Annotated in this window: 21 protein-coding genes; 10 read left to right on the top strand and 11 right to left on the bottom strand. The window is 70.8% G+C overall.

Annotation, left to right across the window (positions count from 1 at the left end):
- Positions 1–16 precede the first annotated feature (16 nt).
- Together ACYVF7_RS45995 and ACYVF7_RS45990 are read right to left on the bottom strand one after the other, a co-directional pair.
- On the bottom strand, positions 17–1,579 hold the full coding sequence (locus ACYVF7_RS45995) for a helix-turn-helix domain-containing protein (RefSeq protein WP_460352311.1): 1,563 nt from the start codon (positions 1,577–1,579) through the stop codon (positions 17–19).
- 22 nt (positions 1,580–1,601) lie between these two features.
- Positions 1,602–2,642 (bottom strand): DUF917 domain-containing protein, encoded by a 1,041-nt coding sequence (locus ACYVF7_RS45990; RefSeq protein ID WP_460352309.1) that lies wholly within the window; start codon positions 2,640–2,642, stop codon positions 1,602–1,604.
- Between the two features lie 162 nt (positions 2,643–2,804).
- Between ACYVF7_RS45990 and ACYVF7_RS45985 the strand changes: the two genes are divergently transcribed.
- The 4 genes from ACYVF7_RS45985 to ACYVF7_RS45970 all read left to right on the top strand — a co-directional run bounded on the left by ACYVF7_RS45985 (position 2,805) and on the right by ACYVF7_RS45970 (position 7,993).
- Positions 2,805–4,148: a purine-cytosine permease family protein gene (locus tag ACYVF7_RS45985; RefSeq protein ID WP_460352307.1), complete on the top strand. Its 1,344-nt coding sequence runs from the start codon at positions 2,805–2,807 to the stop codon at positions 4,146–4,148.
- Between the two features lie 127 nt (positions 4,149–4,275).
- Complete coding sequence (locus ACYVF7_RS45980; protein ID WP_460352305.1) at positions 4,276–5,838, top strand: hydantoinase/oxoprolinase N-terminal domain-containing protein; 1,563 nt, start codon at positions 4,276–4,278, stop codon at positions 5,836–5,838.
- Positions 5,835–6,917: a DUF917 domain-containing protein gene (locus tag ACYVF7_RS45975; protein WP_460352303.1), complete on the top strand. Its 1,083-nt coding sequence runs from the start codon at positions 5,835–5,837 to the stop codon at positions 6,915–6,917. The genes ACYVF7_RS45980 and ACYVF7_RS45975 overlap by 4 nt, the downstream gene beginning before the upstream one ends.
- Positions 6,905–7,993, top strand: a complete 1,089-nt coding sequence (locus tag ACYVF7_RS45970; protein WP_460352301.1) for a DUF917 domain-containing protein — start codon at positions 6,905–6,907, stop codon at positions 7,991–7,993. The genes ACYVF7_RS45975 and ACYVF7_RS45970 overlap by 13 nt, the downstream gene beginning before the upstream one ends.
- 124 nt (positions 7,994–8,117) lie before the next feature.
- On the opposite strand, the gene ACYVF7_RS45965 is transcribed toward ACYVF7_RS45970, so the two are convergent.
- The 3 genes from ACYVF7_RS45965 to ACYVF7_RS45955 are packed head-to-tail and all read right to left on the bottom strand — an operon-like array spanning position 8,118 to position 11,057.
- Positions 8,118–8,993, bottom strand: a complete 876-nt coding sequence (locus ACYVF7_RS45965; protein ID WP_460352299.1) for a TIGR03619 family F420-dependent LLM class oxidoreductase — start codon at positions 8,991–8,993, stop codon at positions 8,118–8,120.
- A 4-nt stretch (positions 8,994–8,997) separates the two neighbouring features.
- Positions 8,998–10,248: an LLM class flavin-dependent oxidoreductase gene (locus ACYVF7_RS45960; RefSeq protein WP_460352297.1), complete on the bottom strand. Its 1,251-nt coding sequence runs from the start codon at positions 10,246–10,248 to the stop codon at positions 8,998–9,000.
- Positions 10,245–11,057, bottom strand: a complete 813-nt coding sequence (locus ACYVF7_RS45955) for an alpha/beta fold hydrolase (protein ID WP_460352295.1) — start codon at positions 11,055–11,057, stop codon at positions 10,245–10,247. The genes ACYVF7_RS45960 and ACYVF7_RS45955 overlap by 4 nt, the downstream gene beginning before the upstream one ends.
- 95 nt (positions 11,058–11,152) lie before the next feature.
- Between ACYVF7_RS45955 and ACYVF7_RS45950 the strand changes: the two genes are divergently transcribed.
- Positions 11,153–12,001: an LLM class F420-dependent oxidoreductase gene (locus tag ACYVF7_RS45950; protein ID WP_460352293.1), complete on the top strand. Its 849-nt coding sequence runs from the start codon at positions 11,153–11,155 to the stop codon at positions 11,999–12,001.
- 82 nt (positions 12,002–12,083) lie between these two features.
- Here ACYVF7_RS45950 and ACYVF7_RS45945 read toward each other — a convergent pair whose 3' ends face one another.
- A complete protein-coding gene (locus tag ACYVF7_RS45945) occupies positions 12,084–13,703 on the bottom strand; it encodes an ABC-F family ATP-binding cassette domain-containing protein (RefSeq protein WP_460352292.1) in 1,620 nt (539 codons plus the stop codon).
- Between the two features lie 322 nt (positions 13,704–14,025).
- On the opposite strand from ACYVF7_RS45945, the gene ACYVF7_RS45940 reads away from it, so the two are divergent.
- Positions 14,026–17,388: an NACHT domain-containing protein gene (locus ACYVF7_RS45940; protein WP_460352290.1), complete on the top strand. Its 3,363-nt coding sequence runs from the start codon at positions 14,026–14,028 to the stop codon at positions 17,386–17,388.
- A 201-nt stretch (positions 17,389–17,589) separates the two neighbouring features.
- Complete coding sequence (locus tag ACYVF7_RS45935; RefSeq protein WP_460352289.1) at positions 17,590–18,093, top strand: hypothetical protein; 504 nt, start codon at positions 17,590–17,592, stop codon at positions 18,091–18,093.
- Positions 18,094–18,186: 93 nt separating this feature from the next.
- On the opposite strand, the gene ACYVF7_RS45930 is transcribed toward ACYVF7_RS45935, so the two are convergent.
- The gene (locus ACYVF7_RS45930) at positions 18,187–19,302 is read right to left on the bottom strand and encodes an alcohol dehydrogenase catalytic domain-containing protein (RefSeq protein WP_460352288.1); all 1,116 of its coding nucleotides are present in this window, start codon (positions 19,300–19,302) and stop codon (positions 18,187–18,189) included.
- 104 nt (positions 19,303–19,406) lie between these two features.
- Between ACYVF7_RS45930 and ACYVF7_RS45925 the strand changes: the two genes are divergently transcribed.
- Positions 19,407–20,048, top strand: coding sequence for a PaaI family thioesterase (locus tag ACYVF7_RS45925; RefSeq protein ID WP_460352286.1), 642 nt, complete (start codon positions 19,407–19,409; stop codon positions 20,046–20,048).
- 3 nt (positions 20,049–20,051) lie between these two features.
- Here ACYVF7_RS45925 and ACYVF7_RS45920 read toward each other — a convergent pair whose 3' ends face one another.
- The 3 genes from ACYVF7_RS45920 to ACYVF7_RS45910 form a co-directional block, all read right to left on the bottom strand.
- Positions 20,052–20,666 (bottom strand): hypothetical protein, encoded by a 615-nt coding sequence (locus ACYVF7_RS45920; RefSeq protein ID WP_460352285.1) that lies wholly within the window; start codon positions 20,664–20,666, stop codon positions 20,052–20,054.
- Positions 20,667–20,713: 47 nt separating this feature from the next.
- Positions 20,714–21,484: an SDR family NAD(P)-dependent oxidoreductase gene (locus ACYVF7_RS45915; RefSeq protein ID WP_460352284.1), complete on the bottom strand. Its 771-nt coding sequence runs from the start codon at positions 21,482–21,484 to the stop codon at positions 20,714–20,716.
- A 435-nt stretch (positions 21,485–21,919) separates the two neighbouring features.
- Complete coding sequence (locus ACYVF7_RS45910; RefSeq protein WP_460352282.1) at positions 21,920–22,234, bottom strand: hypothetical protein; 315 nt, start codon at positions 22,232–22,234, stop codon at positions 21,920–21,922.
- Between the two features lie 16 nt (positions 22,235–22,250).
- Between ACYVF7_RS45910 and ACYVF7_RS45905 the strand changes: the two genes are divergently transcribed.
- Positions 22,251–22,859 (top strand): hypothetical protein, encoded by a 609-nt coding sequence (locus ACYVF7_RS45905; protein ID WP_460352281.1) that lies wholly within the window; start codon positions 22,251–22,253, stop codon positions 22,857–22,859.
- 119 nt (positions 22,860–22,978) lie between these two features.
- On the top strand, positions 22,979–24,034 hold the full coding sequence (locus ACYVF7_RS45900) for a hypothetical protein (RefSeq protein WP_460352279.1): 1,056 nt from the start codon (positions 22,979–22,981) through the stop codon (positions 24,032–24,034).
- A gap of 89 nt (positions 24,035–24,123) precedes the next feature.
- On the opposite strand, the gene ACYVF7_RS45895 is transcribed toward ACYVF7_RS45900, so the two are convergent.
- Positions 24,124–25,530, bottom strand: a complete 1,407-nt coding sequence (locus tag ACYVF7_RS45895) for an MFS transporter (protein WP_460352278.1) — start codon at positions 25,528–25,530, stop codon at positions 24,124–24,126.
- Positions 25,531–25,542 lie beyond the last annotated feature (12 nt).

Here is a 25,542-nt window from a genome sequence, read left to right as displayed (position 1 = left end):
CTAAATCATCTCTCTGTCAGTCGTGCCGGGCGTCGACGGTGATGCGCCGCATGCGGAAGGCGAGCTGGATGGCCAGCCGGTCGTCCGGATCAGCCAGCCGGACGCCGAGCAGCGTTTCGGCTCGGCGGATTCGCCTGCTGACGGTGTTGCGGTGTGCTCCGAGCCGCTGCGCGGTCTCGGAGTGGGAACACCCGCTGTCCAGGTAGCTCTCGACCGTCTCGAGCAGCCTCTCGCGGCCCTCGCACAGCAGGGGGGCCAGCATGCGCTCGGCCTCTTCGTGGACCGCCTGTGAGCCGTACCAGTCGAGCAGCATCCGTTTCGCGCCGAGCCGGTCGCCGCGCTGCACCGTGCCCGCACGGCGGGTCGCGGCGGCCACCAGAGAGGCTTGGCGTGCCTCGGCGAGGGTGGTGGCCAAGCCGTCCGGTCCGGGGGCGGCGCGTCCGGTGCCCGCCACGATCGGGGGGACGTTCGGTGTCGCGTGATAGCCGTCGAGCGCCGCCCGTACGGTCGCGGCGAGCGACGCGGTGTCTTGTGGCGGTCGTTCCCCGGTGTGCCATGCCGACCAGCCGTCCGCGCGTTCCACCAGCGGCACGTCGATGCCGTGCTCCGCGAGTTCGGCGGCGAGAATGGGGGTGATCGGGGCGGGCACCGGCGGGACCATTCCGATCAGCGTGAAGTGAATGCCGGTGTGCCAGCCGTCCAGTCGCCATCCGAGGCGTGCGGCCTGTCCCGCGACATGCGGCGGAAGGGGGCCGTCGGCGTTGAGGATCTCGCCCAGCAGGCCGCCTCTGACCCGGGCGTCACGTTCGGCGCTCAGCCGCTCCGCCGCGAACCAGGCACAGACGTACGCCGCGGCCATGTCCAGCAGGCCGAGGGCCGTGGCGCGCCAGAGCGGACCGGACCGCTCGCACTGGCAGACGATCCACAGCCGTGGCCCGCCCTCGGCCCGGGGCACCGGGCAGAACGCGGTCGACACGCGGTCCGTGCGGTCGACCGCGGGCACCGGCGACCCGGTCGGCACGGTGAACCGATGGCGCGGCGGTGTCCCGGCCAGTGGGGTGCCGTCGGTGGTGGCCAGCGATGTGCGCGCGTCCAGGACCGTGTCCAGGACGGACAGGACGCGGTCGAGGGACCCGGCCGTGCGCAGGCGCGCGGCGCCGGCGGCCAGCCGGCGGCCGAGGGCCAGATCCGGCGTGTAGGTGATCGCGAGCAGCCGCGCGGTCAGCTGCGGTGGTGCCGCCTCCGGGACCGCGACCACCGGGAGCGTGAGCCGGTCGGCCAGCCGGACGGTGGACAACGCCGGGGTGAACGGGCCGCCCGCCACGACCAGCAGCCGCCCCCCGCGGCTGCTCAGCCGACGGCAGATGACGTCCACGAGGTGCTGCCGCCGGAGCGCGCCGACCGCACCGCCCAGGTCGAGGACCGCGGCGGTCCCGTGCGGCGCGTCGTCGAGTTCGGAGCCCGTCGTCACGAGAGCGACGTGGTGCACGGCTGCGTCGAGTCCGGCCCGGCCACCGATGATCTCACCGTCGCGCAGCGTCTCATCGGTCAGCAGGTCACCCACGGTGACGGCGGTCATGAGGGTTCTTCCGGGGCGAAGGTCATGACCGATCCTGGGTCACCGGCAGATCGAGGCCGAACGCGCCGGGACCGACGAGCCGCAGGGCCGCCGGGGTCAGCAGGGGCGGCGGTGCCGGAAGGCTGAGCACGTCGACGTGCTGGCCGGACGCGATCCGCTCGGCCGAGATGGGGTGCCAGGTCCGCGCGTGCAGCACCGCGATGATCTCTGGCACGTGGGCCGTGACGGACCCGTCGTCGATGGCGAGCAGATACTCGTCCGCCATCTCCAGCCGCAGCGTCCGCTGAGGGTCGTCGGTGTGCTTCATCGTGACCGTGCCACTGAGTGCCCCGCCGCGGCCGCGCTGGCGTACCTCCAGGACGGTGCCGGTGAACAGCCGGCGGATGCCGATGCCGGCCGGCAGCCGGTCGCGCGCGTGCGGGTCGTCCTGCCCGCGCCGCAGGATCCGGCCGAGCCGGATCGCGCGGCTGAAGGTGCCGGAGAGGGCGTGCCGCCGGGAGTCGGCGGCACGCATCACGTACTGGGCGCCGGCCGCCCATCCGCCGAGTGCGGGCAGCACGGCCCGGGCCAGGCGTTCGGCGTCCGCTCCGTCCACCCCGGTGATCAGCAGTTCGGCGCCGGACGGCTCGGCGAGCGCGAGCGGCACGATGGGCAGGCCGGCGAGGGTGAAGACGGTCTGGTCGATCCGCGGGAACGCCCGGCCCGTCCCGTCGGCGTCCACGAGCGGCAGGCCGAGCCAGGCCGCGGCGGCCACCGGGAGCAGCGCGTTGACGCCGGCGGCCTCCACTCCCTGCAGCGCCGTCACCTCGATGCCGAGATGTCGTTCGAGGGCCCGGACGGCCCTGGTGAACTCGGTCTCGCCGGGGAGTCGTTCGAGCATCACGGTGGTCGCGCCGATCGCCCCTACCGAGGCCAGCCAGGCGACGGGATCGAGGTCCTCCGGCTTCAGGAGGCGCACCGGGCCCAGGCGTTCGAGCACGCACCGGACGATCGCGGCGGCGTTCTGCGCGTCGCCGCCCCCGCCGGAACCGAGGAGGGTGGCTCCCGCCGCGAGGTCGGCCACATCGCCCACCGTAATCATCACAATGCGGGCGATGTTACCGCCGAAACGATGGTGTCAGCGGTGCGACGTGCACATGTGCTCGTCGGTGATGGTGCAGCCTGCCCATTCCCGGAACGCTGCCCGGTGCCTACCGTGCTCGGCAACGACTCCGTGGGAGGACCGATGACCCCAACCGATGCCCCCATCGTCGGCGACGCCCCAGACGAGGCCGCGATCGGCAGCGATGACTACGCCCTCCAGCGCGTGCCGGCCCAGGCGCGGTACCACTGGTTCTCCATCGCGACCCAACGCTTCGGGCAACTGTCCGCGCTGTCGCAGTTCCTCCTGGGCGCCACACTCGGCGTGGGCATGTCCTTCTGGGGCGCGGTCGGTGCGATCACCCTGGGCGCGGCGATCCTCGAGATCGTGGCGATCCTGCTGGGGATCATGGGAGTGCGTGAGGGAATGTCGACGTCGGTGCTGGCCCGCTGGACCGGCTTCGGACGGTACGGCGCCGGCCTGATCGGCCTGATGATCACGATCAGCCTCATCGGCTGGTTCGGCATCCAGAACGCGGTCTTCGCCCAGGGCCTGCACAGCCTGCTCGGCGGTCCGCCGCTGTGGGTGTGGACGTTGGTCGCGGGCGCGTTCATCACGCTCGCCGTCGTGTACGGGTTCGTCAGCATGCAGTGGATCGCGTACGTGACGGTCCCCCTGTTCATCGCGCTGGCCGGCTGGTCGATCGTGACCGAACTGACGAAGCACTCGCTCGGCTCCCTGGTCACGTCCCCGGCCCCGGGGCCGCATCTGAGCATGGTGGCCGGAACGACGATGGTCGCCGGCGGATTCATCGTGGGAGCGGTGATCACGCCGGACATGACGCGCTACAACCGCAGCATCCCCGACGTCATCAAGCAGACGGTCCTGGGCATCACCCTGGGCGAGTACGTCATCGGGCTGATCGGCGTGCTGCTCGCGCACGCCCTGCGGACCGGCGACGTGGTCGCGATCGTCACCTCCACCAGCGGCACCGTCGGCACCGTGATCCTCGTCGCCGCCACCCTGAAGATCAACGACTGGAACCTCTACTCGTCGTCGCTCGGCTTCGTCAACATCATCGACACGCTCTTCGGCCGCCGCGTGAACCGTGGGTTCGTCACCATCGGGCTGGGCGTGGCCGGCACACTGCTGGCCGCGGCGGGGATCCTCGACAGCTTCCAGGACTACCTCATCATCCTCGGCATCGCCGTCCCGCCGGTCGCCGGGATCATGGTCGCCGAGTACTTCCTCGTACGCCGGTGGCGGGGGGACCTGGACGCGGCGGGCGACACCGTACCCCGCCAGGCTCCCGCCTGGGTCCCGGCCACCCTGGTGATCTGGGCCGGCGCCTTCCTCATCGGCAAGTTCGTCACCTGGGGCGTACCCGCGCTGAACTCCCTGATCGTCGCGTTCGCCGGCTACCTCGTGGCGGGCCGCCTCGGCCTCACCCGAGGGGTGGGCACCACCGAGCAGGAGACGGCCCCCTGACCCCCGGGCGACGCATTCCGTGGGAGATGGTCCTTTGACCCCCGGCGACGCATTCCGTGAACGCCCGACCGGCGGTTCGGCCCGGCTCCTCGGCCGGGCATAAACCCCTAGAGAAGGAAGAAGGAACGTGCGTATCGGAATCGACGTCGGCGGCACCAACACCGACGCCGTCCTCATGGACGGGCTGACGGTGCTGGCCGAGATCAAGACGTCCACGACCAGCGACGTGACCAGCGGCGTCGTCGCGGCGCTGCGCGGGCTGGCGAAGGGCAACGCCTTCTCCCCGGCCGACATCCAGGCCGTCATGATCGGCACCACGCACTTCACCAACGCGATCGTCGAAGGCCGCCGCCTGGCGCCGACCGCCGTGATCCGCCTCGGCCTGCCGGCCACCAAGGCGCTGCCGCCGATGGTCGACTGGCCCGATCGCCTCCGCTCCGCGATCGGGGACCACGGGTACATGTGCCACGGAGGCAATGAGTTCGACGGCCGTACCATCTCCGACCTGCGCCCCCAGGAGATCAAGGGGGTGGCCGACGCGATCGGCGCCGCCGGGGTGCGGTCCGTCGCGATCTCCTCGGTCTTCTCCCCGGTCAGCGCCGACTTCGAGATGCAGGCGGCCGAGATCGTGGCCGGCGCGCTGCCCGACGTCCACATCAGCCTCTCCCACCAGATCGGTCGCATCGGCCTGCTGGAGCGAGAGAACGCGACGATCGTCAACGCCTGCCTCCGCGACCTCGCCGACACGATCGTCGACGCCTTCACCAGTGCTCTGGCCACCGTCGGCATCACCGCGCCGCTGTACCTCTCCCAGAACGACGGCACGCTGATGGACGTCGAGTTCACCCGCAGGTACCCGGTCGCCACGTTCGCCTCCGGGCCGACCAACTCGATGCGCGGCGCGGCGCTGCTGTCCGGGCTGTCCGACTGCGCGGTGGTCGACATCGGCGGCACGACCTCCGACGTCGGCATGCTCACCCGCGGCTTCCCCCGCGAGGCCGCGACCGAGGTCGACATCGGCGGCGTGCGCAGCAACTTCCGGATGCCGGACGTCCTGTCGATCGGGATCGGCGGCGGGAGCCGGGTCCGCGCCGACTCCGCCCTGTCGATCGGGCCGGACAGCGTCGGCCACGAACTGACCCGGCGCGCCCTGGTGTTCGGCGGCGACACGCTCACCGCGACCGATGTCATCGTGGCGGCCGGCCACGCCGACATCGGCGACGCCTCCCTGGTCCGCCACCTCGACCGAAGGCTGGTGGCCGGGGCGATCGACCGCATCGCCCACGACGTCGCCGAGGTCGTCGACCGGATGCGGACGTCGGCCGAGCCCGTGCCGGTCGTCATCGTGGGCGGCGGCTCCGTCCTCGTCCCGGACACGTTGCCGGGCTTCGGCGATGTCCACCGGCCCGACCACTTCGCCGTCGCCAATGCCATCGGTGCCGCCATCGCGCAGGTCGGCGGCGAGGTCGACCGGATCTTCGCGCTCGGGCGGCAGGCCCGCGACGAGGTCCTCGACCAGGCCAAGGCCGAGGCGGTGAATCAGGCCGTCACGGCCGGCGCCCGCCCGGAGAGCGTGCAGATCGTCGAGGTCGAAGAGGTGCCGATCGCGTACTTGCCGGGCAACGCGGTGCGGGTACGGGTCAAGGCCGTCGGAGATCTGGACTTCACCGCCCGGGGAGTCACCGAATGAGCAGGCTGGTCACGGCCGACGAGATGGCCGACATCGCTCGCGGGGCCGCCATCCTGGGCACCGGCGGCGGCGGGGATCCCTACATCGGGCGGCTGCTGGCCGAACAGGCGATCCGGCGGCACGGCCCGGTGACACTGGTCGACATCGACGAGGTGCCGGACGACGCGATCGTGGTGCCCGTCGGGATGATGGGCGCGCCGACGGTCATGGTCGAGAAGATGCCCGGCGGCGGGGAGATCTACACCGCGCTGCGAGCGCTGCGAGAGGTGCTGGACGCGGAGATCACGCATCTCGCGTGCGTCGAGGCCGGCGGGATCAACTCCACGATCCCGTTCGTGGCCGCCGCCGAGACGGGCCTGCCGTTGCTGGACGCCGACGGCATGGGCCGCGCGTTCCCCGAGCTGCAGATGCTGCTCCCGACTCTGGCCGGAGTCTCCACCTGCCCGCTCGCGCTCGCCGACGAGAAGGGCAACGGCGCGCTGCTGCGCACGATCGACAACCGGTGGGCCGAGCGGTTGGCGCGGTCCATCACCATCGAGATGGGCTGCCGGGCGATGACCGTCCAGTACGTGATGCGCGGCGACCAGCTGCGGGACGCGCTGGTGCCCGGCACCCTGGGCCTCGTCGAACGGCTCGGGCGGGTGGTCCGAGAGGCACGCGGCCACCGTGATCCGGTCGGCGCGACGGCCGAGGTCCTCGACGGGTACGTGTTGTTCACCGGCAAGATCACCGACGTTGAACGACGGACCTCCGGCGGCTTCGCCTGCGGCACCGCGTCGCTGACGGGCGTCGGCGCGCACGAGGGCCGCACGCTGGAGCTGGACTTCCAGAATGAGAACCTCGTGGCCCGCCGGGACGGCGTGGTCGTGGCCGGGGTGCCCGATCTGATCTGCGTGCTGGAGACGGACAGCGGCGATCCGGTCACCACCGAGGGACTCCGCTACGGATTCCGCGTCAGCGTCGTCGGCGCACCCTGCGACCCGCGATGGCGTACCCCCGCCGGCCTCGACCTCGTCGGCCCCGGCTACTTCGGCTACGACCACGAGTACGTGCCCGTGGAGATCTCATGCGGGAACTGACCGGCGACGACCTGCGGGACCTCGCGCTCGGCGCGGCCGTACTCGGCACCGGCGGCGGCGGTGACCCCTACATCGGGCGGCTGCTGGCCGAACGGCAGCTCGCCGCCGGGCGCCGGATCCGGGTGGTCACCGCCGACGAGTTGGACGCCGACGACCTGGTCGTCCCGACACTCATGATGGGGGCGCCCACAGTGATCGTCGAGAAGCTGCCCAGCGGCACGGAGAATGTGACCGCGCTGCGGGCGCTCGAGGCTCGGCTCTCCCGCAGTGCGGTGGCGACGATGCCGGTCGAGTGCGGGGGAGTGAACTCGATGATCCCGCTGTACGTGGGGGCGCTGCTGGACCTGCCGGTCGTCGATGCCGACGGGATGGGCCGGGCTTTTCCCGAACTGCAGATGGAGACCTTCCACATCTACGGCGTGCCCGGCTCACCGATGGTGGTCGCCGACGAAAAGGGCGACGCGGCGTTGGTCGAGACCACGGACAACCGGCGCATGGAGTGGCTCGCGCGCGGCGTGACGATCCGGATGGGCGGCGCGTCGTACGTGTCGATGTACCCGATGACCGCCGCCCAGGTGCGCCGGACGGCGATCCCGGGCACGCTCGGCGTCGCCCAGGCGATCGGCCGGACGCTGCGCGAGGCACAGGCGGAGCATCGCGACCCGTTCGACGCGCTCGGCGAGTTGCTCGCGGCCACCATCTACCGGCACGGATCGGTGCTGTTCCACGGCAAGGTCATCGACGTCGAGCGGCGCACGATCGAGGGCTTCACGCGCGGCGCCGCCACGCTGGAGTCCTTCACCGGCGCGGAGCGGCTGGAGATCGTGTTCCAGAACGAGTACCTGATCGCCCGCATCGACGGGGAGGTACGCGCCATGGTCCCCGACCTGATCTGCACGCTGGACAGCGAGACGGGGCGGCCGGTGACGACCGAGTCGCTGCGGTACGGAATGCGGATCACCGTCTACACGATCTCCACACCGGAGCTGATGCGGACGCCCGCGGCGCTGGAGACGTTCGGCCCGGCCGCCTTCGGCCTCCCCGACACGTACGTCCCCGTCGAGGAGATCAGGTGACCCGCGGCCCCACACGTGAAACTTTCAGGCCGGACGGCTGCTCGCCGGGCGCGTGACACCTACCAGGCGATCAGCGACTCCATCGGCCGCGCCACCGCGCAGTCCTGGACCCTGAGCTGACCCCTCACATCTTCGCGATCACTTCCTCGGCGAAGCGCTCCAGGGTGGCGATCTTCAGGCTGAGGCCGGAGCAGCGCTGCTTCTCCTCGGCCGTGGCCAGCCACCAGGGAGCCGCCAGGGTGCCGTCGACGCCGCGCTCCTGCCACTTGCGGTACAGCGAGGGGCTCGGCATGGCGCCGATCGGCGCGATCACCCGCAGGTCGTCGAGCTTGCGGCCGTGCTCGGCGAGGTGCCGGGTCAGGCGTTCCAGGAGCTCGGAGAGCTGGTCCTCCGAGTAGATCCGGTTGCCGATCCAGCCGTCCGCGAAGCGCGCCGTCCGGCGCAGTGCCGCGTCGCTGTCGCCGCCGACGTACACCGGAACCGGAGCGGACGGGACGGGGGAGACGCTGAGCGGGCCGAAGTCGTACCAGCGCCCGTGGTGCTCGACCGGCCCGCCCCGCCAGAGCGTCCGCAGGGCCGGCAGCATCTCGTCGAGCCGCCGCCCGCGCGTGTGGAAGTCCTGCCCGGTCTGCCGGAACTCGTCCGCGCACCAGCCCACGCCGACGCCGAACCGTACGCGGTCGCCCGACAGCACGGCCGCCGTCGAGACGGCCTTCGCCACAGTGAACAGGTCGCGGGCCGGGGCGACGTACACGTTGGTGGCGAAGTTCAGCCGTGCGGTGACCGCCGCCATCGCGCCGATCGTCACCCACGCGTCCGGCCAGTGGGTGTTCGCGTCGTACGGCGGGTCGCCCGTCTCGGAGTACGGGTACCGGGACTCGTAGTCGGCGTGGAAGATGTGGTCGGAGACGGTCAGGGTGTCGTAGCCCAGGCGCTCCGCCGCCTGCGCCAGCCCGAGGTACTCGCCGGTCTCGCAGAACCCGGCCAGCCAGAACTCCACCGGGTCAGTCCGCGAACTCGGGGATGACCTTGGTGGCGAACAGCTCGAGGTTGCGTTTGACGGTGTCGAGCGGCAGCACGCCCTGCTGGCCCTGCATGTAGAGGCCGAACCATTCGAGGTCGGGCATCCGGTCGAGCATCCGCTGGATGCCGCGCTTGACGTCGTCCGGGCCGCCGAGCAGCGCCATCTCGACGTCGTTCATGCGCTTGAAATCGCCCTTCTCCGGGCTGATGGGGACGTGCTTGTCGTCCTCCTTCTTGCGCATGACCTCCAGGTAGCCGAACGGCCCGAAGAAGGCGGCGAAGTCCTTGGGCATGTTCCGGCCGTACGTCTCGATGGCGTCCTCACGGGTGTCCGCCATGCCGACGATCTTGAGGATGCCGGTGTGCTCGCCGAGCTTGTAGTTCCGGCCGCACTTGGCCGACTCCTCCTGGTAGAGGCGGGCCTTGGCGGCGTGGTCGTCGGGGTTCGGCGTGAACAGCCAGGGCAGGATGTGCTCCTGCGCCGCGCGGATGACGGACCGGTCGCTGATCGTGAACGGCTGCCACAGCTCCGGGTAGGGGTTCTGGTACGGCCGCGGGCACACGGCGACGGAGCGGATCACGTCCTCGTCGTCGATCTCGCCCGGCGCACCGAAGGTCCGCGTCCACTCGGTGGCCGGCCAGCCCGTGATGCCGTCGTGCGGGAACGGCACCTCGTAGTCGAGGACGTCGCTCTTGTACTTCAGCGTCTCCTGCGTCCACGCCATCTTCATGATCTTGAGGATCTCGCCGAACACGTCGAAGTTGCGGTTGTCCGACGCCGATCCGTCGGACCGCGCGGCGGCGGCGTGCCAGCGCTGGCCGAGGACGTTCATCCAGCGGTTCTGGTAGCCGCGCGCGACGCCGAGCCGCAGCCGTCCCTTGGAGAACTGATCGAGCAGCGCGACGTCCTCGGCGGCGCGGATCGGGTCCCAGGCGGGCAGCACGAGCCCGAGCGGCGCCAGCAGGATCCGCTCGGTACGGGCGGCCAGGTCGGTGAGGAACATCAGCGGGTTGACCGAGAACTCCATGCCCTCCGAGTGGAAGTGGTGCTCGGTCATCATCAGGGCGTCGAAGCCGATCCGGTCGGCGTGGACCGCGATCTCCCGTACCTCGTGCAGCAGCTTCTGGTACGACTCGGTGTCCCGCCCGATGGGCCGCTTCGCCTTGGCGTTCTCCTCGGCGCTGTAACCCGACCCTGGAATCTGTGGGTTGAGGAAGATGGCGAACTTCACTGCGTTACCCCTTTAATCCATCGGTTCATGACGAGCAGGAATTCCCTGGGTCGTTCCTCGTGGAGGCGGTGGCCCGAGCCGGGCCAGGTCACGGTCGTCGAGGCGGGATGCTTGAACAGCGACTCCTCCCAGGCGGCCTGGGCGGGGTCGAACCAGAACGTCAGCACCGGGCACTCCCGGCGCGCGAGGTAGTCGTCGGACGCGGGCCGGACACCGATCGAGCCGTCGCCGAGGAAGAGCCCGGCGAACGCCTCGGCCAGCACGTGCGGCGGCATGGCGAGCAGCCGCCGGGCGTGCCAGGCCTTGATCATGGGTGGCGTGACGGGCGTGTAGCACCACTTGTCGATCCGCAGCGAGGCGCCGGCGTCCGCCCTCAGCGCCCGTACGCGCGCGGGGGCGTCCTCCGCGACGTCCTGCGTGTGGCCGTAGCCCGGATCCACGCAGACGACGGCCCGTACGCGGTCGGGGTGCTCGACGGCGAGGATGCTGACGATCTGGCCGCCCATCGAGTGGCCCACCCCGATCACCTGCGGGATGTCGAGATGGTCGAGCAGCCGGATCAGGTCGTCGGCCATGTCGCGCGGGTGGAACCCGCTCGGCGGCACCGACGAGCTCCCGTGCCCGCGCAGATCGACCGCGATCACGCGGTACCGCGTCGCCAGGTCCGGCAGGTGCCAGGTCCACTCCTGGGAGTCCGAGCCCCAGCCGTGCACGAGGAGGAGCGGCAGGTCGCCGGTCCCGTCGTCGGTGTAGAACAGCCGCACGTCACCTCCCGGCCGGCCCGGGTCCGCGAGGTCCGCGAACGGCATGGCGCCCCTCTCGTCCGTACCAACCGAACAAGCGCACGCTACAACAACTTAGAATGACCGAGCAATCGCTTGGTCGAATAACCTTCGGAGGGCCGATGAGGCTGGGTGTCACGATGTTCGCCACCGACCGGGCGATGCCCGTCCCGGAGCTCGCCGTGGAGGCCGAGCGGCGCGGATTCGCCTCCCTGTACGTGCCTGAGCACACGCACATCCCGGTGAGCCGCGCGACCCCGCCGCCGACCGGCGACCCGGTCCTGCCGGAGGAGTACTCCCGCACGGTCGACCCGCTCATCGCCCTGGCCGCCGCCGCGTCGGTCACGTCGCGGATCACGCTGGGCACCGGCGTCTGCCTGATCGCCGAGCGGGAGCCGATCGTCACCGCCAAGGCCGTGGCGACGCTCGACCTCCTCAGCGGCGGCCGGGTCGCCCTCGGGGTCGGCTTCGGCTGGAACCGGGAAGAGGCCGCCGACCACGGGGTGCTCTGGAAGAGCCGCCGCGACCAGGCACGAGAGCACGTCCTCGCCATGCGCGCACTCTGGACGAAGGAGGAGGCATCGTACGAGGGGGAGTACGTCCGCTTCGCGCCCTCCTGGGCATGGCCGCAACCGGCGCGCCGCATCCCGGTCCTCCTCGGCGGCGCGCCGGGCCCCACGCTGTTCCGGCACATCGCGGAGTACGGCGACGGCTGGCTGCCCATCGGCGGCGCGGGCATCCGCGAGGCGCTGCCCGCCCTCCGGGACGCGTGCGGCCGCGCCGGCCGGGACCCGGTGCCGGTGATCCCCTTCGGCACCGAGCCCAGCGCCGGCAAACTCGACTACTACGCCTCCCTCGGCATCGAGGAGGTCGTCCTCCGCGTCCCGTCAGGCCCGCGCGAGGAGGTCCTCCCCGTCCTCGACACCTACGCCGAGACGTACGTCCCGGCCCACGCCGACCAGACCCCGTGACACGCGTGACCGCGTACACAGACCGGAGCCGGTGGCGTACGCGGCCGCACACGCCGACCGGACCCCGTGACGCGCCTCGTCGTCACGTCTCCAGCAGCCGGCCGTCGCGCAGCTCCAGGCGGCGGCCGATCCCGATCTCGTCCAGGAAACGCTCGTCGTGGCTGACCACGAGGAACGCGCCCTCGTACGCGCCCAGCGCGCTCACCAGCTGCCCGGCGCTCACCAGGTCCAGGTTGTTGGTGGGCTCGTCGAGCAACAGCAGCTGTGGTGCCGGCTCGGCGCACAGGACGCACGCCAGCGTCGCGCGCAGCCGCTCGCCGCCCGACAGCACCGCCGCCGGCAGATGCGCACGGTCCCCGCGGAACAGGAAGCGGGCCAGCAGGTTCATCCGGTCCGACTCCGCCATGCCTGGCGCGAACGCGGCCAGATTCTCCGCCACCGTACGGTCGAGATCGAGCAGGTCGAGCCGCTGCGTGAGGTGGGCGATCCGGCCGTCGGCCCGCTGGACCGTACCGCCGTCCGGGGCCAGGTCACCGGTGACCAGACGGAGGAGGGTGGACTTGCCGACGCCGTTCGGGCCGGTCAGCGCGATCCGCTCGGGACCCCGGATCACCAGGTCGGCGCCGTCCCCGGCGAACAGCTCCCGGTCGCCGAAGCGCACCCGGAGCCCCTCGCCGAGGAAGAGGGTCCGGCCGGCCGGGACGCGAGTGCCGGGCAGCTCCAGAGCGATCTTCTGGTCGTCGCGCAGCGCCCGGCCCGCCTCGTCCAGCCGGGCGCGGGCGTCGTCGACCCGCGCGGCGTGCGTCCGGCCCGACCGGCCCGCCGACTCCTGGGCGCTGCGCTTCAGGCCGCCGGCGACGATCTTCGGCAGGCCGGCGTTCTTGAGGTTGCGGGCGGCGTTGCCGGCCCGGCGCTCGGCGCGTTCCCGGGCGAGCTGCATCTCCCGCTTCTCGCGCTTGAGCTCCTGCTCGGCGGTCCGCACGCTGCGTTCGGCGGCCTCGCGGGAGACGCGCACGGCCTCCTCGTAGTCCGTGAAATCACCGCCGTACATGCGCATCTCTCCCCGGTCGAGCTCGGCGATGCGGTCGACGCGATCGAGCAGCGCCCGGTCATGGCTGACGAGCAGCAGACAGCCGCGCCATTCCTCCAGGACGTCGTAGAGCCGGTGACGCGCGTCGATGTCGAGATTGTTGGTCGGCTCGTCGAGCAGCAGGACGTCCGGGCGTCTCAGGAGCTGCCCCGCGATGCCGAGGGAGACGACCTGGCCGCCGCTGAGCGCGCTCAGCCGCTGGGTGAGGGAGACGCCGCCGAGGCCGAGCCGGTCCAGCTGGGCGCGGGTGCGCTCCTCGACGTCCCAGTCGTTGCCGATGGTGGTGAAATGCTCCTCGGCGGCGTCCCCGGACTCGATGGCGTCGATGGCCTGGATGACGGGCGCGATGCCCAGCACCTCGGCCACGGTCCGGTCGCCGGCCATGGGCAGATCCTGGGGGAGATGGCCGAGGACGCCGTCCACCGAGACGGAACCCGCCGTGGGCCGGTACACCCCGGCGATCAGCTTGAGAAGCGTGCTCTTGCCGGAGCCGTTGGGCGCGACCAGTCCGGTGCGGCCGCTCCCCACGGCGAATGACAGGTCGGTGAAGACCGGAGTGTCGTCCGGCCAGGAGAAGGACAGGTTGGAACAGACGATGAAAGCGTCGGACATGCACGAAGACCTTGCGTGTGCCGCGGGCGCGCCGGAGCGGCCCGGCGGAGAACGGGCGAGGGCGGACGGAATCCGGCCACGGACGGCGGTGCCTCTTCTTCGCACCGGCCAGTGGCCTTCACAGCGGGCATCAGCCCGCGATGTCTACGTCACCCGCCACGTTCGGTCTCCCCGATCGGCAATCGTCGCCCGCGAGTCTACAGCGGCCCGCACAGATGGCGACGATCACGCGGTCTCCGGACGGGAGCCTTGTGGCGAGAAGGGGCGTCTAAGGCGGCGTAGTCCGTCATAATGCCCGTCGGGCTGTCTCGGGAGGCTTCGCATGGCAGTGGAGGCCGCGGCCGTTGCCGTCGGTCAGGCGCTGGGCCGTCACCTCGCCCAGGCGTGGCTGGCCGGGTGGTCCGCCGAACGCGATCGGAAGCGCGACCTCGCCGACCTGGTTCAGGTGAGGTTTCCCGACCGGATCGTGCGCCGCCGGTTCGAGCGCCAGATCGCCGACATCGCCGACCAGGTGGCCGAGCGGCTGCTGACCCTGTGCGGGCACGAGTACGGCGGGCTGCGCGAGAACGACAAGGCCGCCGCGCTCGCCGAGGTCGTCCAGACCCTCGCCGACGCCGACCTGTCCGACCGGGCCGTGCTCGCCACCGACCTCGACGCCACGCGCCTCGCCGCGCACGTACGGGGCGGGCTGCCGCGCCGCGCGATCGAGGGGCAGCTCGGGGAGGCCGGGGCGCGGCTGTACGACGTCGTCCTGGACGAGTGCTGCGACTGTTTCGTGCGCATCGTCCAGCAACTGCCGCAGTTCGGGCCGAGGGCGTCCACCGAGACCCTCTCCCGGCTGTCCGCCGTCGCCGACCAGGTGTCCCAGCTACTGGAGCGGCTGCCGGTCCGCACCCTGGAGGCGCCGGAGGGCACCGCCACCGATGAGGCCTTTCGGCGCAGGTATCTCGAACACGTCAGCACGACCCTCGACGTACTCGAGCTGTTCGGCGTACGGGTCGAGCGCTACCGACCTCGTACGACGCTGAGCGTCGCGTACATCAGCCTCAGCGTGTCCACCGACGAGGACACGGCGGAACGCGGACGGCCCCGGCGGTCAGCCCGCGACGCACTCGGCATCGAGGAGTGGCGCAAGGACGAGCGGGAGGCCGTCGCGGCGACGCTGCGCGTCGAGACCGCGCTCGGCCGGGCGCCGCTCACGCTGATCCGCGGGGAGGCGGGCTCGGGCAAGAGCACGCTGCTGCGCTGGCTGGCGATCTCCGCGGCCCGGGGCACCTTCACCGGGGACCTCGCCGACTGGAACGGCTGCATTCCCTTCCTCATCAAGCTGCGCAGCCACACGAGCGGGCCGCTGCCACCGCCGGAGCGGTTCCTCGAAGGCGTCGCCGACCCGATCGCCGGGCTGATGCCGGCCGGCTGGGCGCACCGGGTGCTCGGCGGCGGCCGGGCGCTGCTCATGGTGGACGGCGTGGACGAGCTGCCCGGCGCGCGGCGCAGGGCCGTACGCTCCTGGCTCGGCGGGCTGCTCGCCGCGTACCCGGGTCTGCGGGTCGTCGTCACCTCCCGGCCCGCCGCGGCGAGCTCGGACTGGCTGGCGGGGGAGGGATTCGCCACCGCCCTGCTCGAACGGATGACCCCGGCGGACGTCAAGGAGCTGATCCGGCACTGGCACGAGGCCGTACGCGACGCGGGCGACCTGCCCTGCGCACCGGAACAGCTGCCCGGCTTTGAAACCGCGCTGCTGGCGCGGATGGAGTCGGCGTCGCACCTGCGAGCCCTCGCCGGCAGTCCCCTGCTCGCCGCGATGCTGTGCGCGCTCAACCTCGACCGGGAGAAACAGCTGCCGCGCGACCGGATGGGGCTGTACGCGGCGGCCCTGGACCTGTTGCTCGAACGCCGGGACGTCGAACGGCAGATCGCACTCGACGACGACATCGTTCTCGAGCGCGCTCAGAAGATGCTCATCCTGCAGGACCTGGCCTGGCGGCTGTCGGTCACCGGACGGACCGAGCTGCCCAAGGACGCGGTGGTCCGGTGGATCGGCACCCGGCTGGCCACCATGCCGAGTGCGCCGGCCGACGGCGCGGCGGTGCTGGACCACCTGCTGGAGCGCAGCGGCGTGCTGCGCGAGCCGGTCCCCGGGCGGATCGACTTCGTGCACCGCACCGTGCAGGAGTACCTGACCGCCAAGCAGTTCGCCGACGACGGCGACCTGGAGCCCCTGATCGCCCAGGCGCACAAGGACCAGTGGCGCGAGACCATCATCATGGCGGCGGGCCACGCCAACGCCCCGCAGCGCACCGAGCTGCTCACCGGACTCTTCCGCCGGATCGACGCGGAGCCGCGCAACGCGCGCCGCCTCAAGCTGCTCGTCGCCGGCTGCCTGGAGACCCTCCCGGCCATCCCCGTCGAGCTGCGCGGCGCCATCGACACGTGTCTGGACGATCTCGTCCCGCCCCGCGACCTCGCCTCGGCGCGCTCGTTGTCGAACGTCGGCGAGACGATTCTCGATCGCCTGCCCCCGACCCTCGACGGCCTGACGCCCGCCGCCGCGCGCGCCGTCGTCCGTACCGCCTGGCTCGTGAACGGACCCAGAGCCCTCGACATGCTCTCCGGCTACGGCACCGATCCCCGGGAGCCGGTGCAGGAGGAGCTCGTCAAGGGCTGGGAGTACTTCGACCCGGACGAGTACGCCCGGCGTGTCCTGGCCGACGCCCCACTCGTGGGTCTCTCCGTGCCGGCGTCCCGGCTGCTTCCCGCCGTCCGGCACGTCACACGCCTCCGGTCCCTCACCTCGTTCAGAGGCGCGTTGTCCGACCTGTCCTTCCTCCACGACCTCGGGCTACCGCTCGTCGAACTGCGGGTCGCGGGGCTCGAGTCCGGTGATCTGTCTCCGCTGGCCGGCTGCGCCGAGAGTCTCGAACGGTTGCAGATCTCCGCGTCGGCCGCCGTCGGGAACGTCGCACCGTTGTGCCGGCTCCCGCGGCTGACGAGCCTCGTGCTGCGCACCTCAGGTCTGCGCGACGTGGGTTTCGTGCGCGACCTTCCCGCGTTGCGCACACTGCGCGTCGGGCATCTCGAGGAGGTCACGGATCTGTCCCCGCTGCGGGCGCAGACCACGTTGGAGACCCTCGGCCTCCACGATTGCCCCGCGTTGACCGAGCTCGACTCGCTGCCCTCGCTGGACCGCCTGACGGAGCTGGAGATCCCCGGTTCGTCCATCGACTCGGGGCTGGACGAACTCGTGCGACGCGCCCCGATGCTCCGTCTGCTCCAGCTCAACCACTCGCCCTGGGTGGGTGATCTTCGTCCCCTCACCAGGTTGGATCTGACGAGCCTCGGTCTGTGGGGCTGCCGCGGGATCACCGACTTCGCCCCGCTGGCGGAGCTCACGGGTCTGAGCTTCCTCGATCTGGAGGACACCGGCATCGACGATCTGACGCCGCTGGCCGGGCTGGTCGACCTGGAGACCATCTGGCTGCGCCACTGCGGCGGTGTCGTCGACCTGACCCCGCTGAAGGGGCTGCGCAAGCTGCGAGAGCTCTACATCAAGAACGTCGCTCCAGGTATCGACCTCGCACCGCTCGCCGGGCTTCGGCGGCTCACCGTCTACATCGAGCAGGGGCAGGACGTCCGGAACCGGGAGGCACTCGGCCGCCGGGTCCACGTCGGCGGGACGTACTGAGCAGGACCGCTAACGGGTCGACGTGAATTCTCGGTGAACGCGAATTGTCGAGGGTATTGCGATCGGTCATTGAATCCGGTCTCGCCGTGTCATTGACATCAAGAGCCCCAAAGTTGATCTTGCGGGACTTCCATACGCATGCGTATGCTCCACTTAAAGCGCTTCTCGCAGTAATTCGATGAGAGAGGATTCGCAGCGAACATGCATTCTTCAACACGTCTTCTCGTGGCCGGCGCGGCCGTGATCGGGCTCGGGGCCGGGGTGGCATCGCCGGCGGGTGCGGTGGGCACCGCCGCGAAGCCGAAAGCGCACTATCGGGCGTGGAAGACGTGCAAGACCCACGGTCGCTGGGCGAAGGGCTACATCGAGACCGTAGGCAAGCCGAAGAAGGGAGAGACCACCGTCGTGCGATGGCGGTATGCCATTTCGAAGGCCGCCGGAAATCATAAGAACAGCACCGTCGAAGCCGACATTGTGCTTCAGTATTACAATCGAGTCGTACATGTCAGCGGTGTCGGCTTGCTCCACAAGAAGGCGACCGAGAACAGCAAGTGGCAGGTCGGCCCGCAGAGCGGCTATCCGCCTATCGGTTTCCGGAAGGACGACGGCAACGAGCTGGCCTTCAGGGTCGCCTTTTACATCGACGGGCAGAGCAGCAAATACTGCCAGGTCTACCTACGGGCGAAGGATCTCAAGAAGATCTGATCACAGCCTGATCTCCGCCTGCGTGGGAGGCCGACGGCGGTGGCCGGCCTGGCCGCCGCCGTCCGCGGGGCGGCCGGGACGCCTGGCCGGACCTCAGTCGAAGACGATGACGGAGCGGGCGACGGCGCCGCCGCGTACGTGGTCGACGGCGTCGTTGATCTTTTCCAGGGGCACCCGTTCGCTGACGAGGCCCTCCAGGTTGAGGCGGCCCTGGCGATGCAGGTCGACCAGCAACGGGAGGTCGCGGCGGGGCACGGCGTCGCCGCCCTGGGTGCCCATCAGCCGCCGTGAGGCGAACAGCGTCTGCGGGGCGACGGACAGGGGCCTGCCGGCGGGCGGGCTGCCGACCATCACGGTCGTGCCGCCCGGTTGCGTCGCCGCGAACGCCTTGGCCAGGACGTCCACGTTGCCGGTGACGTCGAAGGCGTAGTCGGTGCCGCCCCGGACGATCTCGCCGGCCTGGGCGGGCAGGTCGTCGGCGAGGACCGTGTGCGTCGCGCCGAACTCCTCGGCCAGTTTCAGCTTGGCGGGCACGACGTCCGCCGCGATGATCGTCGTGGCGCCCGCCAGGAACGCGCCTTGGACGACGTTGAGGCCGACGCCGCCGCAGCCGACGACCAGCACGCTCGCCCCGGCCTCGACCTGGGCGGTGTTGAGCACGGCGCCGACGCCGGTGACGACGGCGCACGCGGTCAGGGCGAGCAGGTCGAGCGGCGCATCGGCGCTCACCTTGACGCAGGCGGCCTCCCCGACCACGGCGTACTCCGCGAACGACCCGATGCCGATCATCGGGCGGGCGGGGACGTCGTCGACCGTGAGGCGGGTGGTGCCGTCGGCCATCAGGCCCATGATGGCGTTCAGCCGGGCGGGTCCGGAGCACAGGTGGACCTGGGCGCGCGAGCAGTTACGGCAGCGCCCGCAGGGGCCGTTCATCGCGATGATCACATGGTCGCCCGGCCGTACGCTCGTGACGCCGGGGCCCACCGCGGCGATCACGCCGGCGCTCTCGTGGCCGAGGACCAGCGGTGGCTGCCGTGCCACGGGGCTGTGCCCGTCGAGTGCCTTGATGTCGGAGCCGCACACCCCCGATGCGGCGATCTTCACGAGGACCTCACCGCTCTGGGGAGGGGAGACCCGGATGTCGGTGATCTCCATGGGGGCGCCGAACTCGCGGACCACGGCCGCGCGGGCCGTCAGATCTCCAACCATGGAACGGACGTTAACACCAAGCATTTGCTTGGTCGAGGCGAGGCCGAGACGTAATCGATCTCAGCCGTCTAGAATTCAGTTCGGTATCGAGGCGGGGAGGCCGGATGACCGGGGCCTGGGCGGCCATGCAGCGTGTCTTCGAAGAGCGTGAGCGCCAAGAGATCGACGAAGGAAGAGTCGCCGGGCTCGCGGAGCTCGCGGCCCGAGTGCGAGAGCTGTCGGAACTGGTCATCCTGAGCCGGGCCGACGAGATGGAGATCGCCGCCGTCACCCGCGAGATCGAGCTGCTGACCGCGCGGCTCGCCGCCGCGGGGAACGGCATCCCGCCGAGCGCCGAGGTGGGCGACGGCGGCGTGGTCCGCCAACTGGGCAGCCCGGTCACCGGACAGCTCAACACGCTCGCCCCGCCGATCGAGATCCGGGTCGACGACGACGGCACCGCGCGCAGTGAGTTCACGCTCGGCCTGCTGTACGAGGGGCCGCCGGGATTCGTGCACGGCGGCGTGTCGGCCATGGTCCTCGACCACCTGTCCGGATGCGCCGCGTCGGCCAACGGTACTCCCGGCATGACGGCAGGGCTGGACCTGCGCTACCGCCGGCCCACGCCGCTGGGCGTGCCGCTGTCCGCCGAGGCCAAGGCCGTGCGAGTGGACGGCCGCAAGACGTTCGTCGACAGCCGCATCATCGGACCGGACGGGCGGACGACCGCGGAGGCCACGGCCGTCTTCATCATGCCGACGACCTAGGTCTCAGCGGGGCGGGGTGAAGGACGGTCCGCCCGGGGAATGGCCGGGCTCGGTGTGCGTCTCCAGCTCGGCCGCCATCCCGGCCAGCTCGAGTCCCTGCCGGGTCAGGTTGCGGCTCAACCCATCCATGATGGTTAAAGTCACGTGCAGGAAGACGTCCGGCGCCAGCCGTCGGACCTCGGCGGTGTACACGCGGTGGGATTCGGGGCTGCCGGTCAGCGCCGCGAACACCCCGGTGCGCACCCGCTGGCTCATCGACCGCCACACCTGCTCCTGCTCGGGGCCGGCGCCCTTGCGCCACGGGCCGTCGTAGTCGAGCGTGCGGACCAGGTCGCCGGCGGGCTCGCTCGCGCGCAGGTCCCACAGCACCGCCCAGAAGGCGATCAGCCAGTTCATCCCGGCGAGGACGCGCAGCGGATCGGTGTCCAGCGCGCCGAACAGCTCCGCCTGCGAGCCGGTGCCCTCACGGAAGGCGAGGGCCTCGATCCGGACGATGTCGTCCATCGCCAGCAGGTCGGGCGGTGGGCGGCGCAGCACGGTGGATCGGTCGGAGACGATGTCGCGCAACTCGACGACGTCGGCCTCGGAGAGGCGCGACCATGTGTACGACCCCGGCACGATCACAATCGTAAGACGTGACTCCGACGAGATCGGTTCGTCGGGCGTCAGGTGAATTGCTGGCCGCCGTTCACGTCGATCGTGGCTCCCGTGATCGCCTTGGCCTGATCGCTCGCCAGGAAGATCACGGCGCGGGCGACATCCTCCTCTGTGGCGATCCGCCGGAGCGCCATCCGGCTCACGTCGTGGTCGTGGATCGCCTGGAACGTCGTGCCCTCGGCCCGCGCCCGCGTCTCCATCCACTCCGTCAGGGCGTCGCTGGCGATCCAGCCCGGGGCGACGCAGTTGACCCGGACGCCCGAGGGGCCGAGCTCGTCGGCGAGACAGTGCGACAGCAGGTGCACGCCGGCCTTGCCGGTCGCGTAGTCGCTCCGCCCGGCGTAGCCCGTCCGGCTCGACATGGAGGTCACGTTGACGATGGAACCGCCGCCGGAGTCAATGATGTACGGGGCGAGGTAGCGGCAGGCGAGCAGGGTGCCGTACGTCGCCGTCTCCACCGCCGAGCGCCAGAGCTCGAGGTAGTCCGGGTCCATGTCGAGGACGTTCTTGCGGTGGGTGCCGGGGAACGCGGCGTTCACCAGAACGTCGATCCGTCCGAAGCGCTCCATCGTCGTCCGGGCGAGGGCCTCGACCTGCTCGGCGTCGCGTACGTCCGCGGGCACCGCCAGGGCTCCCGTCTCCACCGCCGTCTTCTCGAGGGCGGCCCGGGACCGGGCGGAGACCACGACGCGCGCGCCCTGCTCGCTCATCAGTGCGGCGAGAGTGCGGCCCAGCCCGGGACCGGCCCCGGTGATGACTGCGATCTTTCCGGCCAGCACGCGACCTCCCGAGACGAGCGACGCCGCATCCTACCAAGCGGTCGCTAGCTCGGTACGTTCCGGGACGGATCAACAGCAAAACGGCGGAATTTCCATTAATGGTCGACACAAAAACGCGCGACGCGCCTTCCGTGATTTCCCGTGACGCCATGCTACCGTCTGCCACGGAGAGTGACTTGATCTTCGCTGCAAAGAATGAGCGGGGGCGTCTTAACGGCGTTTCGGTCAGCGGGCACTCGCGGCGGGAAGCCGCGTTTCAAAGGAATGATGCACCATGCGCAATTTTCGCATAAACGCCGCGGTCCCATCCTCGGTGGCGAAGAGGGTGACGGTTTCGGTCGCGACCGGTTCTCTGGGCGTCATTGTTGCCGCGGCAGCCTCGTCTCTCGTCCCCGCCGCGCCGGAGGATGCGGCACCCATGACGGCCGCGGCCGGTCAGGATCCGTGGCCCGGCACCCATGAGCCCGGTCCGGACGCCTGGCCGAAGGTGCGCAGGGCGCTGCACCGCCATCGTGTGACGCAGGGGGTCATCGCGAACCGGGCCAGGCGCCCGACGCCTACGCCGAGCCCGTCCGTGACCACGACCGCGACGGCCACCGCCAGCCCGTCGCCCACCGTGACCGCGTCGCCCAGCGCGTCCGCGTCACCCAGTGCGTCGCCGTCCGCCACGAACACCGCGGACGGGATCAATGTCGCGATCGGTGCGTCGCCCAGCGGGACGGTGACGCCGACGCCGACGGCCTTCCCCATTCCTCATCGTCCGCGGTTGAAGACGTTCGTGGTGCCGCCGTGTGAGCCGGGGGTCTTCTTCTCCGTCCGCTTCCAGAAGCCGGTCGACCTGTTCGTCCCGAATTCGTATTACGTCGATGGTCCGGGCGGCGACATGCAGGTCTGGATCAGGCGGGTGCATCTGGTCCGGCTGCACGTCGAACTCGAAAAAGAAGTGGGCGTCGATTTCAACATTCAGAACTTCATCGCACGCATCAGGAAGAACCTGCGTCCGGAGATCGAAGAAGAACACTCCGTGGAAAGCGGTCACCAGTACACCACCCACGTCAGCAAGGGAATGATCGGGCATCTGCGGTACCGGGTGTTCGGTCTCCGGGTCGGCTTCGACCAGTGGCGGATCTTCCACAACTGCGGCCGGCTGCGGGTCAACTCCGGTGTCGCGACGTTCCCGACCATCCGGGAGGGCTGGAGGTTCTGGGAGACCAGAGCCTGGCCGAAGACCGAAAAGTCCGCGGTAACGGGTGCTCCCGGCGCGGTAACGGGTGCTCCTAAAGCACGTCAGAACCGCCTCTTCCGTACGGTGACCCAGGGGCACGGCGGGCTGCTGCGCCGTCATGCCGCGGGGGCCGCGGGCATCCGCCGGTGATCCGAGCCTGATGACTATCGGTACGGCACTCCCAGGCGGGAAACCGCCTTTCAAAGGAATGATGCACCATGCGCAATTTTCGCATAAACGCCGCGGTCCCACCCTCGGTGGCGAAGAGGGTGACGGTTTCGGTCGCGACCGGTTCTCTGGGCGTCGTCGTCGCCGCGGCCGTGTCCTCACTCGCCCCCGCGACCGCGTCTCCAGGGGGCCCGGCGCCCACGGCGGCCGCGGCCGGTCAGGATCCGTGGCCCGGCACCCATGAGCCCGGTCCGGACGCCTGGCCGAAGGTGCGCAGGGCGCTCCGCCGCCATCCTGGGACGCGGGAGGTCATCGCGAACCGGACACGGCGCGCGACGCCGAGCCCGTCCGTGACCACGACGGTCAGCCCGTCGCCCACCGCGACCGTGACGGCCAGTCCGTCGCCTACCGCGACCGCTTCACCCAGCGCGTCGGCGTCGGCCTCCAGTACCGCGTCCGGCGTTAACGTCGCGATCGGCGCGTCGCCCAGCGGGACGGTGACGCCGACGCCGACGGCCTTCCCGATCCCTCATCGTCCGCGGTTGAAGACGTTCGTGGTGCCGCCGTGTGAGCCGGGGGTCTTCTTCTCCGTCAGCTTCCAGAAGCCGGTCGACCTGTACGTCCCGAATTCGTATTACGTCGATGGTCCGGGCGGCGACATGCAGGTCTGGATCAGGCGGGTGCATCTGGTCCGGCTGCACGTCGAGCTCGAAAAAGAAGTGGGCGTCGATTTCAACATTCAGAACTTCATCGCACGCATCAGGAAGAACCTGCGTCCGGAGATCGAAGAAGAGCACACGGTAGAGAGTGGTCACCAGTACACCACCCACGTCAGCAAGGGAATGATCGGGCATCTGCGGTACCGGGTGTTCGGTCTCCGGGTCGGCTTCGACCAGTGGCGGATCTTCCACAACTGCGGCCGGCTGCGGGTCAACTCCGGTGTCGCGACGTTCCCGACCATCCGGGAGGGCTGGAGATTCTGGGAGACCAGAGCCTGGCCGAAGACCGCGAAAGCCGCTAAGGGCGGCGCACCGGCCAAGGGCGTACCCTCGACTCGTGGCATGAAGGCACGCATGCCTTCCGTCGAGCATCAGGGCCCCGGAGCGCTGCCGACCACGAAGAAGTACCCGAGCGCCACCGCGGGTACCCGCCGCTGACCGTGGCCTGACCAACGTCGATACGGCCCTCACCGACGTCCTGTCGGCGAGGGCCGTATCCGCGCGAGGCGGTCGACCCCGGAGGCTGCTCACCGCCCGGACGGCAGCAGCCTGACGATCAGCGCGGTCGCGCAGCAGATCGCCGCGGCGATGACGAGGCTCACGGTGAAGGCCGCCGTGTGACGGCCCGCGCCGAGCACGCCGTAGTACGCCGCCCCGACGACCGCCACCCCGATCGCGCCTCCGGACTGCAGGGCGGTCGACACGACGCCCGACGCGGAGGCGGCGTGCCGGTGACCGACCTCCGACAGGGCCACGGCGGCCAGCGGGGAGAGCAGCAGTCCCATGCCGACGCCCGAGACGACCAGCCCGGGGATGAGCCATCCGGCGTTCCCGGCGGTGCCGGTCTCCGCGGCGGTCGCGGCGAGCAGGCCGTACCCCGCCGCCATGGTCAGGGCGCCGACCGCCAGGACCCGGTGGCCGAGCCGGGCGGCGGCCCTGGCCGCCAGGCTCGAGGACGCGAAGTAGCCCACGCCGAGCGGCACGAAGATCAGGCCCGACCGGAGGGCGGACAGGCCGTGGCCGTCCTGCAGATAGAGCGCCAGCACGAGGAAGAACGACGCCACCGCCAGCTGACTGACCAGCGCGAGGCCGACACCGGCGGCGAAGGACCGCCCGCGGAACAACGGGAGGTGGACCAGCGCCCGTTCGCCGATCCGCCTCTGGTGGAGGACGAACACCGCCAGCACGGCCGGCGCGGCGCCCAGGCAGAGCCAGGTCCACAGCGGCCAGCCCTGCTGCTGCCCCATCACCAGGGGAAGGACGACCAGGACCAGGCCGGCCGTGACGAGCGTCGCGCCGACAGGGTCGAGGCGGGTGCCGTTTCCGGCCCGCGACTCGGGCACCACCCGGAGGGCGATCGGCGCCGCGACCGCGCCGATCGGCACGTTGATCAGGAAGATCGTCCGCCAGCCCAGCCCGGCGACGTCGGCGTGGATGAGCAGCCCGCCGATCAGCTGCCCGAACACTCCGCCGAGGCCCATCGCCAGCCCGTACGCGTTGAACGCCCGGGCACGGTGCTCCCCGACGTAGACCGTGTTGACGATGGCCAGGACCTGCGGCATCAGCAGGGCGGCCGCCGCGCCCTGCACGACGCGCGCGCCGATCAGGAAGCCGGCGGTCGGGGCGAGGCCGCACGCCAGTGACGCGAGCGTGAACAGGCCGAGGCCGAGGACGTACATCCGCCGCCGCCCGTACAGGTCGCCGAGGCGCCCGCCCGTGATCAGGCCCGCGGCCAGTGCCAGGCCGAACCCCGCGACGATGAACTGGATCGCGGCCGGTCCGGCGTGCAGGTCCCGCTGGGTCGCCGGGATGGCCACGTTGACGATGAAGAAGTCGAGGGTGGTGATGAACGTGCCCGTCAGCAGGACCAGCAAGGGCGCCCATCCGGGGGCGGCCGTCCTGTGGTGGACCGGGCGTTCCAAGGTCGTCGTCATGCGGCAACCTTC

It is taken from the genome of Actinoallomurus acanthiterrae, from assembly GCF_054775715.1.
The sequence above is the reverse complement of the archived record's forward strand: the minus strand, read 5'-3'. Positions and strand labels throughout refer to the sequence as shown.